Below are 16,099 nucleotides of genomic sequence, written 5' to 3'. Positions count from 1 at the left end.
ATGCCCAGTATAAGGGATAACGTAAGGTGAGAGTCAAGGGAAATACTACATTTTCTTCAACCGATTATCCACAATAGCAATCTTATTTTCCTGGCACCATTCCAGTACAAGTTCTTTGTAACATTGTGTCTCAAAGGCATACCATTCTTCAAAACGGTCACATCTCTCTAACTCATTCTTAAAACGTCTAAAAGCACCGCGCCCTCGAATAGCTCGAGATAGACGGCCAGACAAGTCTCCATCAGTCAAATCAGAAATATAGAGTTCCATAAATGTGTAAGGGTTGAAGTCATAATAAGTCGGTAGACCTACAAATCTTCCAGCTACATCCTCCTCAATCTCCTCTTCTAAACCATCACGGGATTCAATTCTGAACTCCCCAACAGACAGATAGACCAATTCGTCTATGTGACTATCATAATAGTACCTATCACCTTGACTAATCATCTGCAACGAATCAACCACATCTTGAAACGAAACTGCCATATCCTACCACCTCACTGCATCTAATTCCTCTATCATGGCTTTGCGTCGCGGATACTGGACTTTCCACGAGGTGCGAAGACTTGCACTCACCACTTTTCCATCAGGTAAACCTGCAATTTTTACTAAATACCCTGCCAACTGACGATAGCGGCTTCGACTACTAGCCACATCCATCTGCTGACAAAGAGCTTGAGCGTAGGCATCTCGTAATTGCTCGGGTAGTTTCTCTGATAAATAGTCTTCAAATCGATCCAAATTTTCTAAGAACCAGTAACTTGCTGTAATGCGGTCCAATAATTCCTGCGGTCGGTCTGCCAATTGCAACAATTTCAACTGCTGCGACTGGAAACGACCATCCTCCAACAAATCATCTAAGTAGCTCTGCCATTCTTCCCTAGAAACATAGTCCCGTAACTCCTCTATCAACTCCAAATCTGTATCACCAACTGAAAAAATCATCTCCAGTAGTTCTTCTCTGACCTTGTCATCCTGCCCTTGAGAACGATAGATGTCCCGTAGCTGCTGGCTGTAATCCGACACCAGTCCCCTATACTGGGCATCCAATCGCTTACTTTCCTGCAAGAGATGGACTGCCCGATCTAGCTGCTGATTTGCTACAGCCTGGGTAATAGACAATTTACGAAGTTCAGCCACCTCCCAATGATTAGCCTGGAAGGTCAGCAAGTCTGCCTCACTAGAGCCCAACTGAACCAACAACCTGTAACAGAGCAAGGCAAATCGATCGCGACGGAATTTCCATGACCAAGAGGACTTGTCTCCTTCTTCTATCGCCTGCAAGACCGCTTGAAAATAGGTCAATTTCTGCTCAAGGAAGGTTTCTTCTTGAAACTCCATTTCCACAAATTCCATGAGAAGATCCTCTGCAACCTCATAGCCACTTAGCTGTCCTAAGCACCAGTCTAGTAATTCTTGGGCAATCTTATCCGGAGCCACAGTCAATAAATACTGCCAGTAGCCAGCAAGTCTATACAGCAGACTACCAGTCGTTCCATTGGAATCATCCAACTCCTGCTGGCAAATCTGATGATAGAAGGCATCTGATACAGCCAAGAAACTCTCATACTCACACCTATCCAGCAAAGGCTGGAGATACTGATGCATGGCCTTTTCTACGGCCCGCTCGTAATCCCTAGTCTGCCTATACTCGATATAGCCCGTACGCCTGTCCTCAAAAGGAAGCCCCAGGTCTCTGATTTCCTTTTTCACATTTTCCACTTGCTGTGAAGTTAACTGTGCAGAGAAACGCAGCTGAATTCGATTAGCCAGTTCCCTATCTTCTTGAGCTAATTCAAGAACAAAAGCCCGTAGCTGCTCAACTGTCAGCTTATCCAGGAGCTGGACAAGTGACTGTCCCTTCCTCTCAACAACTGGCTGACCCTCCAACTCAGAAATAGCAAACAAGACTGCAGCCATGTGCTTGCAGTGGTTCATCTCCTGAGCATGGGGACACTCACACCACATACCGACCAGCTGACCATGCTCCAAGTCAATATCCACCTGATAGACTTGACTACCAGAGACAAGGGCATAGTACCCCTCACCCACCTCTTGAAGCCCTTGAACAGCATCATCTAAAAACAAACTGTAGCCCCTATCTACAATGTGAGGCTTAAAATAATCCATCCAATTTTCCATGATTTATGTCCTTTGATTTTGCTACTTAAATTATACAAAAAAAATAGGAACGTTTTCAAGTCACCTACAAAAACTTCCTATTTTCTCTTTCTTCATCTCACTCAACCCTCACCGGCACTCGCCCGTAGGTCTGCTCTGCTATTGCGTCAGCGCCCAGTTGATAGACCGCATCTGCCTGCTGGGTCAGGCTGTCCCAGGGCTCTTTGCCGATCCGCGTCACCAAGTCCACCCGCTCCTTGACGGTCTTGAGATAGGCCTGGCCTCGAGCCGAAAAGCCTAGGACATGGACCGCATCTGGCAAGGGAGCTTCCACCGCATTGACTAAGATGTAGGTCAGCACCCGCCGCACCCGCGCCTTGGTGTAGCGCTTGGTCGCAACGGCATCCACTAACTCCTCCACGGTCGCTGCGCTCCCAATGGCAGAGCGGATACGACTGGCTAGTTCTTCGTTGACCTGAAAGACCTGACTGAGATCTCGGTGGGTCGCAATCTGGTAGCGGAGCAGGGGAAAATAATTTCTCCAGCTTACCTTGGTCGCCTCTTCAAAGAGACTGGCAGACGGTAAAAAGTCACGCACCAAGTCCAACTGGTCAGCACCCTTTCGGATAGCCGTCGCCGAGGCGTAGGTCGTTTCCACCTCTTCCGAATGAAAACCAGCCCCCTGCCGCTGAACAGGGATGAGCTGAATACCTGTTCCAGCCACCGCCTTAGCATAAGCCAGAGCCAGAATATGGTTGGGCGTGTCACCTGTGAAAGTCAGCCCAGCAAACTCCTGCCACATGGCCTGGGTCTTCTGTGGATAAGAGAGATTGTCTGGCAAGTTTTTCACAAAATTTTCCATCTCTTCCGTCTTATCCACATAAATATCCGCAATTTTCTGGTAATCCAGCATTTCTTCCGTACCGAAAACCAGTTTTTCCACACCTAGCTTGTGTAAAATGCTGATTGCTCCCTTGGCGAAATGGTCAGCCGACTGGACCGACACCAAAAAGGGCATCTCGACAACAAGATCTGCCCCGTGTTCCAAAGCCATCTGAGCCCGTGTCCACTTATCCACAATGGCTGGCTCACCCCGTTGCATAAAATTACCAGACATAACCACAATTTTCAAGCCTTCCGCCTGTTCCAGCAGGTATTTATGTCCCGTGTGAAAAGGATTGTATTCCGCTATTATCCCTGAAATCATGCCTTGACCGCCTTGAAAAACCACCGCTGGCTGGTTTCTGTCGGAGCTTGATTTTCAAAGTCCGCAAAGACTTCCACAGATGCAAAACCAGCTTCTTTCAATAATTCCACATAGGTTTCAATCGGATAGGTCCGCTCTTCATGCACTTCATCCCGACGGATAAACCGCTCCTCTTGACTGTCCTCATCTTTGACAAAGAAGGTTAATTCATGAACAATGGAATGCTCATGCTCTCCCTCATAGGTATCCCAGACAAAAGCAAAATCCTCGTAGTTTTCATGGTAGCTATAGCCTGCAAATACTTCCTCCATTTGATAGATGGAGTGAACGTCAAAAAGGAAAGTACCACCTTGATTGAGAACAGAGTGAACTCCTTCAAAGACCCGCAAAACGGCTTCTCGGTCCGACATATAGCACAGACTGTCCGAGTAACAGGTCACCGCATCGAAATTTCCAACACCTTCCAGAGCCATCATATCTGCCTGGGCCAATTCCATCATGACACCAGCAGCTTCTGCTTTTTTCTGGGCCAATTCCAACATTTCATAGGACAGGTCAAGCCCTGTCACCTCATAACCCTTTTGAGCAAAACGTACAGCCTGAATCCCTGTCCCACAGGCCAATTCTAAAATTGTCTTGGTGTCTTGCGGCAAGTTCCGCAAACTAAAATCTGTCCATTTATCATACAAGCTGTCATCCATGATTTCATCATAGACCGCCGCAAAGGTTTCATAAGTCGCCATATTTCCCATTTTTCCTTTCATAAAAAGGGAGCAGGAAAGAACTCCTCAAATCAAAAGAGTTCGTATTCCTGCCCCCGCACAGTTGATTAGGTCAGATTTGGAGTGGGAAGCACGAACAAAGCTGCCAATCAACCACTGCGCTGAGATGTTGACTCAAGTTTCGAATAGTACACCCAAATCAAAATCTGTTTTCATATTTTTTCAAAAAGTCTATCACTTCTAATTACATAATAGTGAACTCTCTTTGGTCACTTTCGAGTTTTAAGGTGACCAGTTGAAACAGTTCCCCAAACTGTTTCACTACTCCTCATCTAAAAAGTCTGCGACTTCCAGGAAGCTGCCTTCATGCCATAATTTTTCAAGGTTGTAGAGGTCACGCATTTCTTCTGAGAAGATATGAACGACAACGCCTCCAAGGTCCAAAAGGACCCAGCCACCGTTACTATCGCCTTCTACACGGCTACCCTTGATTCCAACTTCCGCTACCTTTTCACGGATGTTTTCCGCAATAGCCTCCAACTGGCGACTGTTCATGGAGCTGGCAATCACAAAGTAGTCTGTCAGGCTGGTCACGCCTTGAACATCAATTACAACAAGGTCCTCAGCTCGCTTGTCATCAGCAGCCTGGACCACAACTTTTACTAAATCTAGTTCTTTCATCTTATCCTCTAATTATATTTTCTAATCTATCTACCTGGGCAAAACTCCAGGACCAGATAGTTTCATATTGACCAATCAGTTCCTTTGCTGGAAGATCTGCTGTATAGGGAGTGGTAGTTCCATCTTTGATGACCGCCACGGTGTAGCCCAATTCAAAGGCCACCTTGATAGTTGTATCAATACAAAAATTAGTTGACATGCCCATGACAATCAATCGCTCAATCCCTTGCTCATCAAGATAGGCTTGCAAGTTCGTATCCTTGAAGGCAGAACTGTACCTCTTGTCAACAATCTTCTCGCCAACCAAAGGAGCTACTGCTGGATGGACGCCCCAACCATGACTGCCTGTGGCAAATTCCTCGTCATTTTGACGGACATAGATAATCTCTATACCCGCTTGACGAGCTTTTGTGAGGCTATCTTGCCAGAGGGCTAATCGCTCTTCAATGGCATAAGGTTTTTCCTCCACTAGAAGGTTTTGAATGTCAATGACTAACAATGCAGATTTCATAGCTTAACACCAGGCGTTTCCAAACGGAAGACCAATTCCCTTTCTTCTTCAACATCTAAGACAAAATCATTTTTCTCCAAGAGATGAGCCATCTTCTGATTGCCCTTAACATAAGCTGCAATCAAATGGTCGCAGACAGGATGTGATTGAGCCATTGCTATTACAACCTCCAAAGCCGCCTGACCATAGCCCTTCCCCTGAAATTCTTGGCCAATCATAAACCGCCAGAGCATATACTGCTGGATGTCCTCATCAATGTCAATCAGGGCAAAACCGACCACCTGTTCATCTGCCCAGATGGCATAGGGGAAAACATCGCCGTTTTCTCTGTAAAGCCAAGCGTCAGCGAGTGAACGCACGTTTGGAGCCACGAAGCCCTTGTCCTCCTCGGCTACTTTCAAGTCCAAGACAGCTTGATAGGAAATCTCATCCACAGGTTTTAATGCAAGCATCCCTACTCCTTCAAATAAGCAACATAGCCATTATAGGTTTCCAAGGTTTGTGGATAAATGGGAATTCCCTTCTTGGCTAAGTAAGTAATGGTTTGGGCAGTTTCATAGGCTACTGCCTTGTCCAAGGACTCTTTTGCGATACGACGCGCCTCGTCCACCCCAGGAAAATCCCGATTGGGTTCGATGTAGTCCGCCACATAGAGAACCTTGTCCAGCAAGGTCATCTGCCCAGCACCAATGGTGTGTCGTTGAATGGCTTGGAAAATTTCCTCATCTTCCAAACCAAAATCTTCTGCAATTTTATAGGCGCCAACCACACCGTGCCAGATGTTATTATCCCAGTTGAGCAGGTCCTTGTCCAAGTCATACCTGGCAATCAAGTCCAGAAAGACTTGGTCTTCCACTTCCTTGGCATAATCATGCAAAAGTGCTGCCAGACTGGCTTTTTTCGGATCACAGCCGTATCGATCTGCCAAGACAAGCGCCGCCTGCTCCACACCCAAGACATGTTGGAAGCGCGCTGGCTTCATGGCTACACGGATTTTCTCCAAAAGAGCCTGACGGTCAAATGTCAAATCTGCTGCAATCATTGGTACAGTCCTTTTTCTTCAATGTAGTCCAGAACTTCATGAGGCACCATAAAATTCGGCACCCGTCCTTGCTTGATAAAACTCCGCACCATGCTAGAGGAAATGTCCATCAAAGGCACATCTACCCAGATAACAGGATAGGAAGTCCCTGCCTTGTAACGAGGACGCTGGACACCAACAAACTGCACCAACTGGACCAATTCATCAATCCTATGCCATTTTGGAAGGTAGTCTACCATATCTGCACCGATGATAAAATAATAATCCGTATCAGGATTTTTTTCCTTCAGCAATTTCATGGTGTCGTAGGTATAGCTGACACCACGGCGTTCTAGTTCAATGGTTTCAATCCCCAAGCCCTCAATCCCTGCAATAGCCATCTTGAGCATGGAATAGCGATGGTACTCATCAATGGTTTCTTTTGTATCCACATGCGGCGGAAGAAATTCTGGCATGAGCAAGACTTCATCCAGCTTCAACTGTTGACGGACCTGGTCTGCCACAATCAAATGAGCATTGTGGACAGGGTTAAAATTCCCACCCAGAATACCCACTTGTTTGCGATTGGTTTCTTTCTTTTCAACCTCTAATTCAACCTTGGTAAAGGGTGTTAAGAGTTCAATAGCCATAGGCTCTCCTTCTTAGATTTCTTTGACCTGTTTGGAAATTTTACGGTTCTCTTTCTTGCTAGATTGTTTGAATAAAATCAAGATGCGACCGATTTTTTGGACCGTATCCACACCGATTTCTTCTTCCAAGATTTCAGCTACTTCGTGGATGTTTTCATCCGTATTTTGTAGCAAGGTCACCTTGATCAATTCACGCGCGTCCAGCGCCTGACGAACACTGGTTTTAATCTGGTCATTGAGACCATTTTTCCCAATCTGAATGATGGGTTTGAGACTGTGTGCCTGACTGTTCAAAAAGGCACGTTGTTTTGAAGTTAATGACATCTATTTTTCCTATGTTTCTATATTTATTGGCTAACAAATGTAACCAGGACTCACATCTAAATAATCGCCTTGCGGATCACCACATCCACACCCTTAGGCGCCCAGGCAGCAATCTTGGCCTTTTCATTGACACGAATCCAACCAAGACCTGAGAAGACCACATCCGTCTTTTCGTTGATGGTAAATTCATGACGAACCAACTCAGGAAATTCTTTCAATTCCTTGCTGGTTGGCGGCACTAAAAGTGAACCTGCATGTTTCTGGTAAAATTCACTAGCCCCCTGTAACTTAGTGCGGTGGAGCTGCAATTCATTGTCAAAGAAGGCCGTAAAGCCTTGGCGTTCACCAGCCACAAAGTCAAATCGTCCCAGACCAGCCAAGAACAAGGTTTGTTCTGGATTGAGCTGGTAGGTCTTTGGCTTGATTTCTTTCCGAGGGCTGATATACTTGAGGTTTTTAGCCGTCAAATAATGGGCCATCTGGTGACGATGGATAATCCCTGGCGTGTCATAAATGAATGAACCATCATCCAGAGGAATTTCAATCTTATCCAGCGTCGTTCCAGGGAAACGTGAAGTCGTAATGACATCTTTGTCCCCTGTGATTTCTTGGATAATAGCATTGATCAAGGTTGATTTGCCAACGTTGGTCACGCCGACCACATAGACATCCCGTCCCTTGCGGTGTTGTTCAATCTTTTCAATCAAGTCCTTGATAGCTTGCTTGTTTTGGGCTGAAGTCAAGACCACATCGACTGGTCGCATGCCAATTTCATGCGCCCGTTCAGTCAACCACTGAGTGACCTTGCCTGTCTTGACAGACTTGGGTAAAATGTCCTGCTTGTTGCCGACCAAAAGCACGTCATTTCCAGAAATAAAGCGAGGCAAACCTGGAATGACTGAACCATTGAAATCAAAAATATCAATGACATTAACCACCAAGGCATCGCTTTCTCCTACGCTATGGAGGAGTTTCAAGAAATCGTCATCCGAGATATTGACATCTGAAATCTCATTGTAATGGCGCAAACGGAAACAACGTTGGCAGTATAGTTGCCCTGTTTCCAGGCCTTTTTCTAGGGCTGATTGAGGTGTAAAACCAGCGACAGCCTTGTCTAGCGTCTGAATCTGGGCACCACAGCCGATACAAAATAATTCTTCCACTTACATCTCCCTCTTGTAGTCTATCGCTCCATATTTAGCGATGATTTTCTTCATGGTCCGTCGCTCACGCCAACGGTTGATCTGCGTATTGATAGAGTCCGTCTTTATCAAGGGTTTGACCAAGACAGACTTGAGACCTGCTCGCTTAGCAGCCCGAATGTCCGTCATCAACTGATCGCCAATCATGACCACTTCATGTGGCTGGACATCATAGCGTTTCAAAGCACGGTTAATCCCAAAGGTAAAAGGCTTGAGAGCGAAGGCTTCAAATTCAATCCCAAATTTTTCAACCGCCCGTTTGACACGTTCATATTTATTGTTTGAAACCACCACAACGGGAATGCCTGCGTCTCGCAAATCATGTAACCACTGGCGCATCTCTGGCGTTCCATCGGGATTGTTCCAAGCAATCAAGGTATTATCCAAGTCAACAAACACTACTTTGATGCCATGTTTTTTCAAGCTTTCGACGGTCACGTCATAAGCCTTTTCCAAGGCAAAATCCGGCATGTAATTTTCTAAACTCACTGTCGTCTCCAAAGTTTTTTATCAGATAATTATACCATTTTTCTAAGAAAAATGCGAATGGATAGCAGAAAACACTCGGATCAACCGAGTGCCTTCTGGAGGTAATCTAATGGTAGTTGTAAATTACATCTGCCCTTCTTCCAAAATCCAATCTTTCGGAATGAAAATCATATGGGTTAGCAACCAATCAATATCAAGAGTAAATTTTGAAAAAGCAAAACCGATTTGCTCTACTCCTGACTCATCCTCATCCAACCCCAAAATGGTAAGAGCATGTCCATAATTTGCATGACTATCATCGAATAGACGCCATGCGAGAGCGCGATAAATTAACTTCTTAGCATCATAGAGACTGTAACGCTGTCTGTACTCTGAAAATGATTGACAGTCCTTACCTTTGGGTTCAACTCCTTTGGTTTTAGCAATGGCAATCAAACTATCATAATTATGATAACGCAAAGTACTATTCAAGGATTGGGCTAAACGAACAGCATAGTCCAAAGCAAAATCACTCATCTCCACTGCTACAGTCCCCAACTGTTTACGCAATGGATTCAGAAGTGTTACGGCATATTGAGCCAACTCTTCTCTAATTTCTTTGTCTAAGTTCTCAATATCAGACAGGATAATTTCCCTATCTGCTTCCTGACCCTTGTAGACATTAAGCAACAGCCCCTGCTCGCCAAGTCTTTCCAATTCCGCATCGAAACCAGTTTTCTCAGCTTGTGCATACTCTAAAAGCTTCTCATAATATCCATCTGGCAATAGAATCTTATCTGAAATTTCGTGATTTCCAACCATCCCCATAGTCTCCTCCCCACGTGTTTATTTATACCATTATTGTAACAAGTTTATACATTTTTGTAAATATTTTCATATCACAAACCCTTTGTGCAATATGAACAAAAAGCACCCACTTAGGTACTTTCTAGGAGGGGTATGAAAAAGAATAAAAAGAGTATACTCCCTCTTCCTTAAATAAAGCTAATATAACCCCAGAAAAGTAAATAGTCTGCTGAGCCGTTTAGAGGCAGACCTGTCCTACCAAAACAATCTTGTCCCATGAACTTGGTCAATAGCTAGTTTTTCTAGTAAAACTGGCACATTTTCCACAGTCAATCCACCACCAATCAAGATTTCAATTTTACCTTGTGCATAGGCGACAATCTCCTGTAACCATTCCACCTTGTTCAAGGCAGACCCTGTCAGACTTCCACGCGTCAAAATCCGTGTCACTCCATGTTCTGCCAGCCAATCAAGAGCCTCAAATTGGCGTTCGCGAGTAATTTGGTCAAAAGCCATGTGAAAGACAATCTGACAGTCCTGCGAAACAGCAAACAGTCTTTCCAAGGCTGCTTCGTCCAACCAATTTTCCTCGGTTAACAAACCATAAACCAGACCATCTGAACCTAGTTCAATCGCTACTTTACAATCTTCAACCATCATTTCCACCTCAGCTTCATCGTAGCAAAAATCTCCACCTCGAGGGCGAATCATGGTCATGACTGTGGCTTCATTCTCATGAGCCAGTTGACAAACATGTTTGATCACTCCATAACTCGGCGTCGTCCCTCCGACTGCCAAATTATCACAGAGTTCAATCCGTTTAGCTCCTAGGGATAGGGCCTTCATCACACCTACATGATTTTCGGAACAAAATTCTTTAATCATCTTTATTCCTTTCAAGTTTTTTCTTTAGTATAACAAAAAAGAGTATATTAACCAATACTCTTTTGGGCAACCAATATATCTTTTAAAGAAATAAGTAAAACAGCAAGTAAAATCAACAACATTCCAACAAAATCAATTGCATAAAATTGCTCATTGACCAACCATACTGCAAAAAAGACAGATGCAATCGGCTCAATCGAGGCCAAAAGACTACCATTGACAGGACCAACCATACTGACGCCTTTAAGAAAGGCAGTATAGGCAAAAATCGTCCCGACTCCGACAATACCTAACAGCCCCAGGAAACTTCCACCATCAATAGGAAGACGATGCTGCCAAGTTTGCAAACCAAGCGTGACTACAAAACCACCCATTAACATCCCTAAACCAATCACCGTTATACTGCCGTATTGACGGATCAATTTACCTGGCAAAATAATATATAGCGCATAAGTAAAGGCTGAGAAGATTCCCCAGAACAAACCGATTGGAGTCACTGCCAATTCATCTAATTTGCCATGAGTCGCAATCAGAAAAGTTCCTGCTACGGCTAAGAGAATTGAAATCAACTCAATCCCTGATGGTTTTTCCCTATTTTTCAAACAGGTATAAGCCAAGACTAAGATAGGGCAAAGGTATTGTAAAACCGTAGCCGTTCCCGCATTGGTATGATAGATGGCTTGTAAATAAGCCATCTGGTTAAGAACCAGACCCAACATCGCAAAAACAAAAATTCCCAACAAGGCTTTTCTATTTTTCAATACTATCAGCAGCTGTTCTTTCGCTGTAGCATAAGCCAGGCCAACGAGAAAGAATCCCGATACCAACAAACGCAGGGAGGTAATCATATCTACTGAAACACCACGTGACATCAAGTACTGCCCACTCACTCCAGACAAGCCCCAGGCTATACCTGCTATTAATGTAATCAGTGTCCCCAATCTCTTTTCCGCCATCATATCTCCTTCTCACACTGTGAATACTTCCATTATACCAAAAGAGCAGGAAGGGAGGCAAAAAGACAGGTCCAACCTCACTAAGTTTGCGTCAACATCTCAGCGCAGTGGTTGATTGGCTTTAACAGTCTGGGAGACTGTTAAAGGTTGGAAATGGGATTTGCAGAGCAAATCTCAGCAGTTCGCGTTTCACGCTCCAAATCTGACCTCTACGACTGATGCGAACAAAGTTCGCTTCATTTCCAACCTCAAACTGTCTCCCAGACAGTTTGAGCTGTACGGGGTGGGAGTTCAAAAGGTCTGGGAGACCTTTTGAAGTGGGAGATACAAGCTGGCGGTAGTCAACTCTCATCATTCAAGGTCTGGGGATAGACTGTTTCAGCTCAACAACTGGAAATAAGGACTTGTTGACGAACTCTTTAGATTGGTCGAGTTCTGTCCCACTCCCACTCTTTCTTACATTTATGCTACTAAACCTACAAATTCTACGAATCGTAGAAAGGCTGCCTGTCCTTCTGGAGTTCGTTTGTAGACACCTGCATCTTCCAATACACGCGCGAAAATTTGTCCCACTGACTCACGAACAACTTGTTCGACGGTTTCTTCCGTCACATCTGGGTGAGCTGTTTTCAGGCTTTCCGCCCAAAGCTGATGATAATCAGCCACTTGACTATCTTGACCCAGTAAGAATTTTTCTACTTCAGCCAATTCTGCCTTTAAACGTGGGGGTAAAATCGCCAAGCCCATTACCTCAATTAAGCCGATATTTTCTTTCTTGATATGTTGCACATCTGGATGTGGATGATAGATGCCATCTGGAAACTCTTCTGAGGTCTGATTGTCGCGGAGAACCAAATCCAGCTCGTACAAATCTCCTCGTTTCCGAGCAATAGGGGTGATGGTATGATGGGGAGTTCCATCCGTCTCAGCCTTAATCTGAACGCTATCATCTGAGTAGCTCCGCCATTTTTCCAAAATCTTAGTCGCTAAACCAAGAAGCGATGCCTTATCTGCTGAACTCAAGCGAATCACCGACATGGGCCATTTGACAATGCCAGCAGATACGGACTCAAAGCCGTCAAAAACCAGCTGGCCTTCTATCGGTGCCTTTTCCATGGCAAAACTGTGCCGCCCACCCTGATAGTGATTGTGAGTCAAGATGGAGCCACCCGAGATTGGTAGGTCGGAGTTGGAGCCAACAAAATAGCCTGGCAACAAATCCAACAAATCCAAGAGTTGCTCAAATGTTCGCGGACTAATGACCATCGGCACATGTTCCTGATTTAGGAAAATAGCATGTTCATTGTAGTAAGCATAGGGCGAATACTGGAAGCCCCACTTTTCCTGACCAAGATCCAAGCGAATAATGCGGTGGTTGGCGCGTGCAGGGTGATTAATCCGACCCTGATAGCCCTCATTTTCCATACAGAGTAGACATTTGGGATAATTGCTCGCTTCAGCTTTCGTAGCCGCTGCAATAGACTTGGGATCCTTCTCAGGTTTAGACAGATTGATTGTGATTTCCAAATCCCCATACTCTGTCGAAACTTGATAATAGATATTTTTCGCAATTGCAGCCATCTTGATATAGTCATTGCGCTTGCTCAATTCATAGAAGTCGCCAATCGCTTGCTCTGGACTGTCCTGATAGGTCTGCCAAAAATCACGATTGACCTGACTCGGACTCGGTGTCATCAAATCCATCAAACAAGCCCCAACCATGTCCTGCTCTTCCAGCAATTCACCCACAAAACCAGTTCGAACTCCATAAGCCAATAGTTCATCTTTTAATTCAATCAAGTCCTCTAAATCTGTTTGAACAGTCAAAACCTGGTCTCCCACCAAAGCCAAGACTCGATTGCGCAGGTAAAGAGCATCCATTTCCTCAAAATCACTGTTGGCAATGACCTGCTCAACAAAACGATCCACCAATCCTGTCATCATTTCTCCAATCTATTATTTACAATAGTCTCTCAGTTTAAGAAAAGGCTAGGAAACAAGCCAATACCACTTCTCAACGTTCGTCGCATCCAGTCGAGCAACTGACATGTAAGTCACTTCTGTCAACCTAATAATGAAAGACTATAAGACGCGAGAGCCTCCAGCAATTTCCGCTACATAGAAGCTTGGTTCATAGCCAACAACCTCTGTATAGGTCTTACCAACATTTTCAGTAAAGGCATCAACCTTATCCTTATGGACAATAGCAATACCACAGCCACCGAAACCAGCTCCCGTCATCCGAGCACCAAGAACACCTTCTTGCTCCCAAGCTGTGTGAGCCAAGGTATCCAATTCCAAACCTGTCACTTCATAATCATGTTCCAAGGAAACATGAGAAGCATTGACCAAACGACCAAAGGTTGCCAAATCTCCTTCTTCCAAGGCCTTACGAGCCTGCAAGGTCCGTTGATTTTCCAAAACAGCATGGCGGGCACGCTTGATACGGTTTTCATCCTTAATCAAATAACTATATTGATCAAAGGTCCACTCATCCAATTCTCCCAGAGTTTGAATATTCAAGACTGCATTCAATTCTTCCACTGCTTTTTCACATTCCGCACGGCGCTCATTGTACTTAGAATCTGCCAGTTCACGACGTTTGTTGGTGTTCATGATGACAATCACATGGTCACCCAAATCCAGTGGCACCAATTCATACTCCAAGCTATTGGTATCCAGATAAATGGCACGCTGGTCTGCTCCCATACCGATAGCAAACTGGTCCATGATACCAGAATTGACACCGATAAAGTGATTTTCCGTTTGTTTCCCAATTTTTACCAAATCAAGGCGAGTCAATTCTAGACCATACAATTCTTCTGCGATGATGCCAATCAAGAGTTCCAGAGAAGCTGATGATGACAAGCCTGAACCATTTGGAATGTTACCGTAAACAAAGACTTCCATACCTGTATCAATGCTATGTCCTGCTTCTTTCAAGAACTTAAGAACACCTTTGGCATAGTTGGTCCAGTTGTCCGCCTTATCAAAGACCAGATTGTTCAAATCAACCTCAATAATACCTACTTCCTCGAAGTTAGCAGAATAGAAACGCAAAAGTTGATCTTCACGTTTGCGAGCAGCCCCGTATGTTCCCAAGGTAATGGCCGCAGGAAAAACATGACCACCGTTATAGTCAGTATGCTCACCAATCAAATTAATACGCCCTGGTGAGAAAAAAGTCGCATCCGCCTCTTGACCAAACACATCGAGAAAGGCTTGCTTGAGTTGTTCTTTATTCATAAGAACCTCCTTGATTTTGTAATCGTTTTCTTTTATTGTACAACTCAACAATTTAAAAGTCAATATTTTTACTAAATTTTTACTAATTTCGTTTTTTATGCTATACTAGAGACAAATAAACAGGAGAAAAACATGGTTACTATCAAAGAAATCGCCGAAAAAGCTCACCTTTCCTCTGCCACCATTTCTCGCGTTCTCAAGGGCGACCTGACCCTATCCGTCAGCCAAGAAACCCGCGACCGCATTTTCAACTTGGCACAGGACCTGGGCTACACCAAACACCTCAAAAAACAAGCACCCCAACAAAAAGGCACCATCGGTATTGTCCAATGGTACACCGAAAGCGAAGAGCTGGCTGACCTCTACTACTATTCCATCCGTGCCAGCATTGAGCAGACCGCCAGCCTTCTGGGCTATCAAATCATCCGCTCCTTCAACGACTTGACCAATCCCCTCCTTCAAGGATTGGACGGCATCATCGCAGTTGGTAAATTTTCTTCTGGGCAAATAGCAGAGCTGACTAACTTGTCTTCCAAGCTGATCTTTGTGGACTCTGATACGCTGACCGAGGGATTCTCCTGCGTCACAACTGACTTTGAACACTCTGTTCAGACAGTTATCGACCACTTCCGTTCACAAGGTCTGACTGATATTGGACTCCTAGTAGGACAGGAAGAAACCACAGACGGACACCAACTGCCAACAGACCCCCGCCTGACTGCCTTCCGGACCTATCTAGACACCTTGGGCATGCTCCAAGAAGACTACATCTACCAAGGAAAGTTCTCCACCCAGTCGGGCTATGAGCTGATGAGCCAGGCTATTGCCGACCTGGGTGACCAGCTGCCCCCAGCCTTCTTCATGGCAAACGACACTCTAGCTGTCGGCGCCCTTCGAGCCCTTCAAGAGCGTCAAATCGCCGTGCCAGAACGGGTCCAGCTCATCACCTTTAACGATACAGCCATCACGCGCCAAGTCTATCCAGCCCTGTCTTCTATCAGTGTCTACACCGAAGAAATGGGCCAAGAAGCCATGCAACTGCTGGACCGTGTCATAACAAGTCCAACGCCCCACCACCCCCGTAAAATCAAACTGGGTACCCAGCTGGTTATACGGGAAAGTTCTTATTAAAAGTGCAAAAGAAAAACCGAGAGTTCTGACGAATTCTCGGTTTTCTTCTATTTTATCCAATACTCAATGAAAATCAAAATCAAACTAGCTCCAAAGGTTCGGAGATAGAGCGAACGTCTTCGGTTCTTACCTGAACAGATAGCCCCCACTTTATTATTTGATGATGA

At 44.9% G+C, this 16,099-nt stretch carries 18 protein-coding genes; 1 reads left to right on the top strand and 17 read right to left on the bottom strand.

Translation table 11 applies throughout. From position 1 onward, the window contains the following. Window positions 1–45 precede the first annotated feature (45 nt). The 17 genes from GPW69_RS01885 to GPW69_RS01805 all read right to left on the bottom strand — a co-directional run bounded on the left by GPW69_RS01885 (window position 46) and on the right by GPW69_RS01805 (window position 14,801). Window positions 46–486 carry a UPF0158 family protein gene (locus GPW69_RS01885; protein WP_074390990.1) on the bottom strand — a complete coding sequence of 147 codons (441 nt, stop codon included), beginning with the start codon at window positions 484–486 and terminating at the stop codon, window positions 46–48. Window positions 487–489: 3 nt separating this feature from the next. Next, on the bottom strand, window positions 490–2,142 hold the full coding sequence (locus GPW69_RS01880) for an SWIM zinc finger family protein (protein WP_074390989.1): 1,653 nt from the start codon (window positions 2,140–2,142) through the stop codon (window positions 490–492). 97 nt (window positions 2,143–2,239) lie between these two features. Next, window positions 2,240–3,328 carry a nucleotidyltransferase gene (locus GPW69_RS01875; protein WP_074390988.1) on the bottom strand — a complete coding sequence of 363 codons (1,089 nt, stop codon included), beginning with the start codon at window positions 3,326–3,328 and terminating at the stop codon, window positions 2,240–2,242. Then, complete coding sequence (locus GPW69_RS01870) at window positions 3,325–4,071, bottom strand: class I SAM-dependent DNA methyltransferase (protein WP_074391012.1); 747 nt, start codon at window positions 4,069–4,071, stop codon at window positions 3,325–3,327. The genes GPW69_RS01875 and GPW69_RS01870 overlap by 4 nt, the downstream gene beginning before the upstream one ends. A gap of 300 nt (window positions 4,072–4,371) precedes the next feature. Then, on the bottom strand, window positions 4,372–4,731 hold the full coding sequence (rsfS, locus tag GPW69_RS01865; protein WP_044772478.1) for a ribosome silencing factor: 360 nt from the start codon (window positions 4,729–4,731) through the stop codon (window positions 4,372–4,374). A 1-nt stretch (window position 4,732) separates the two neighbouring features. Then, the gene (locus GPW69_RS01860) at window positions 4,733–5,242 is read right to left on the bottom strand and encodes a cysteine hydrolase family protein (RefSeq protein WP_074390987.1); all 510 of its coding nucleotides are present in this window, start codon (window positions 5,240–5,242) and stop codon (window positions 4,733–4,735) included. Beyond that, on the bottom strand, window positions 5,239–5,694 hold the full coding sequence (locus GPW69_RS01855) for a GNAT family N-acetyltransferase (protein WP_074390986.1): 456 nt from the start codon (window positions 5,692–5,694) through the stop codon (window positions 5,239–5,241). Before GPW69_RS01855 ends, GPW69_RS01860 begins: the two co-directional genes overlap by 4 nt. A gap of 2 nt (window positions 5,695–5,696) precedes the next feature. Beyond that, window positions 5,697–6,284, bottom strand: coding sequence for a bis(5'-nucleosyl)-tetraphosphatase (symmetrical) YqeK (gene yqeK / locus GPW69_RS01850; protein WP_074390985.1), 588 nt, complete (start codon window positions 6,282–6,284; stop codon window positions 5,697–5,699). Next, window positions 6,281–6,913: a nicotinate-nucleotide adenylyltransferase gene (locus tag GPW69_RS01845; protein WP_074390984.1), complete on the bottom strand. Its 633-nt coding sequence runs from the start codon at window positions 6,911–6,913 to the stop codon at window positions 6,281–6,283. The genes yqeK and GPW69_RS01845 overlap by 4 nt, the downstream gene beginning before the upstream one ends. A gap of 12 nt (window positions 6,914–6,925) precedes the next feature. Further along, window positions 6,926–7,237, bottom strand: coding sequence for a ribosome assembly RNA-binding protein YhbY (gene yhbY, locus GPW69_RS01840; RefSeq protein WP_004195298.1), 312 nt, complete (start codon window positions 7,235–7,237; stop codon window positions 6,926–6,928). Between the two features lie 56 nt (window positions 7,238–7,293). After that, window positions 7,294–8,400: a ribosome biogenesis GTPase YqeH gene (yqeH, locus tag GPW69_RS01835; RefSeq protein WP_044681459.1), complete on the bottom strand. Its 1,107-nt coding sequence runs from the start codon at window positions 8,398–8,400 to the stop codon at window positions 7,294–7,296. Then, on the bottom strand, window positions 8,401–8,928 hold the full coding sequence (locus tag GPW69_RS01830; RefSeq protein ID WP_024384111.1) for a YqeG family HAD IIIA-type phosphatase: 528 nt from the start codon (window positions 8,926–8,928) through the stop codon (window positions 8,401–8,403). Window positions 8,929–9,051: 123 nt separating this feature from the next. Beyond that, a complete protein-coding gene (locus GPW69_RS01825) occupies window positions 9,052–9,729 on the bottom strand; it encodes an SEC10/PgrA surface exclusion domain-containing protein (protein WP_079268379.1) in 678 nt (225 codons plus the stop codon). A 240-nt stretch (window positions 9,730–9,969) separates the two neighbouring features. Next, a complete protein-coding gene (locus GPW69_RS01820) occupies window positions 9,970–10,599 on the bottom strand; it encodes a copper homeostasis protein CutC (protein WP_074390982.1) in 630 nt (209 codons plus the stop codon). 47 nt (window positions 10,600–10,646) lie between these two features. Further along, window positions 10,647–11,555 carry a DMT family transporter gene (locus GPW69_RS01815; protein WP_074390981.1) on the bottom strand — a complete coding sequence of 303 codons (909 nt, stop codon included), beginning with the start codon at window positions 11,553–11,555 and terminating at the stop codon, window positions 10,647–10,649. Window positions 11,556–12,017: 462 nt separating this feature from the next. Continuing rightward, entirely contained in the window at window positions 12,018–13,499 is a 1,482-nt protein-coding gene (gene galT / locus GPW69_RS01810; protein ID WP_044683836.1) for a UDP-glucose--hexose-1-phosphate uridylyltransferase, read from the bottom strand. Between the two features lie 138 nt (window positions 13,500–13,637). After that, window positions 13,638–14,801 (bottom strand): galactokinase, encoded by a 1,164-nt coding sequence (locus GPW69_RS01805; RefSeq protein WP_044683837.1) that lies wholly within the window; start codon window positions 14,799–14,801, stop codon window positions 13,638–13,640. 132 nt (window positions 14,802–14,933) lie between these two features. On the opposite strand from GPW69_RS01805, the gene GPW69_RS01800 reads away from it, so the two are divergent. Next, window positions 14,934–15,932, top strand: a complete 999-nt coding sequence (locus tag GPW69_RS01800) for a LacI family DNA-binding transcriptional regulator (RefSeq protein ID WP_044683838.1) — start codon at window positions 14,934–14,936, stop codon at window positions 15,930–15,932. The last annotated feature ends 167 nt before the right edge of the window (window positions 15,933–16,099 follow it).

Source organism: Streptococcus suis (assembly GCF_902702775.1).
GTDB classification, from domain to species: Bacteria; Bacillota; Bacilli; order Lactobacillales; family Streptococcaceae; genus Streptococcus; species Streptococcus hashimotonensis.
This window is presented reverse-complemented; position numbering and strand designations above follow the sequence as displayed.

Coding starts and splice junctions, on each gene's coding strand:
- GPW69_RS01885 (WP_074390990.1), bottom strand. CDS start 486: ATGGCAGTTTCGTTTCAAGATGTGGTTGATTCGTTGCAGATGATTAGT.
- GPW69_RS01880 (WP_074390989.1), bottom strand. CDS start 2,142: ATGGAAAATTGGATGGATTATTTTAAGCCTCACATTGTAGATAGGGGC.
- GPW69_RS01875 (WP_074390988.1), bottom strand. CDS start 3,328: ATGATTTCAGGGATAATAGCGGAATACAATCCTTTTCACACGGGACAT.
- GPW69_RS01870 (WP_074391012.1), bottom strand. CDS start 4,071: ATGGCGACTTATGAAACCTTTGCGGCGGTCTATGATGAAATCATGGAT.
- rsfS (WP_044772478.1), bottom strand. CDS start 4,731: ATGAAAGAACTAGATTTAGTAAAAGTTGTGGTCCAGGCTGCTGATGAC.
- GPW69_RS01860 (WP_074390987.1), bottom strand. CDS start 5,242: ATGAAATCTGCATTGTTAGTCATTGACATTCAAAACCTTCTAGTGGAG.
- GPW69_RS01855 (WP_074390986.1), bottom strand. CDS start 5,694: ATGCTTGCATTAAAACCTGTGGATGAGATTTCCTATCAAGCTGTCTTG.
- yqeK (WP_074390985.1), bottom strand. CDS start 6,284: ATGATTGCAGCAGATTTGACATTTGACCGTCAGGCTCTTTTGGAGAAA.
- GPW69_RS01845 (WP_074390984.1), bottom strand. CDS start 6,913: ATGGCTATTGAACTCTTAACACCCTTTACCAAGGTTGAATTAGAGGTT.
- yhbY (WP_004195298.1), bottom strand. CDS start 7,237: ATGTCATTAACTTCAAAACAACGTGCCTTTTTGAACAGTCAGGCACAC.
- GPW69_RS01825 (WP_079268379.1), bottom strand. CDS start 9,729: ATGGTTGGAAATCACGAAATTTCAGATAAGATTCTATTGCCAGATGGA.
- GPW69_RS01820 (WP_074390982.1), bottom strand. CDS start 10,599: ATGATTAAAGAATTTTGTTCCGAAAATCATGTAGGTGTGATGAAGGCC.
- GPW69_RS01815 (WP_074390981.1), bottom strand. CDS start 11,555: ATGGCGGAAAAGAGATTGGGGACACTGATTACATTAATAGCAGGTATA.
- galT (WP_044683836.1), bottom strand. CDS start 13,499: ATGATGACAGGATTGGTGGATCGTTTTGTTGAGCAGGTCATTGCCAAC.
- GPW69_RS01805 (WP_044683837.1), bottom strand. CDS start 14,801: ATGAATAAAGAACAACTCAAGCAAGCCTTTCTCGATGTGTTTGGTCAA.
- GPW69_RS01800 (WP_044683838.1), top strand. CDS start 14,934: ATGGTTACTATCAAAGAAATCGCCGAAAAAGCTCACCTTTCCTCTGCC.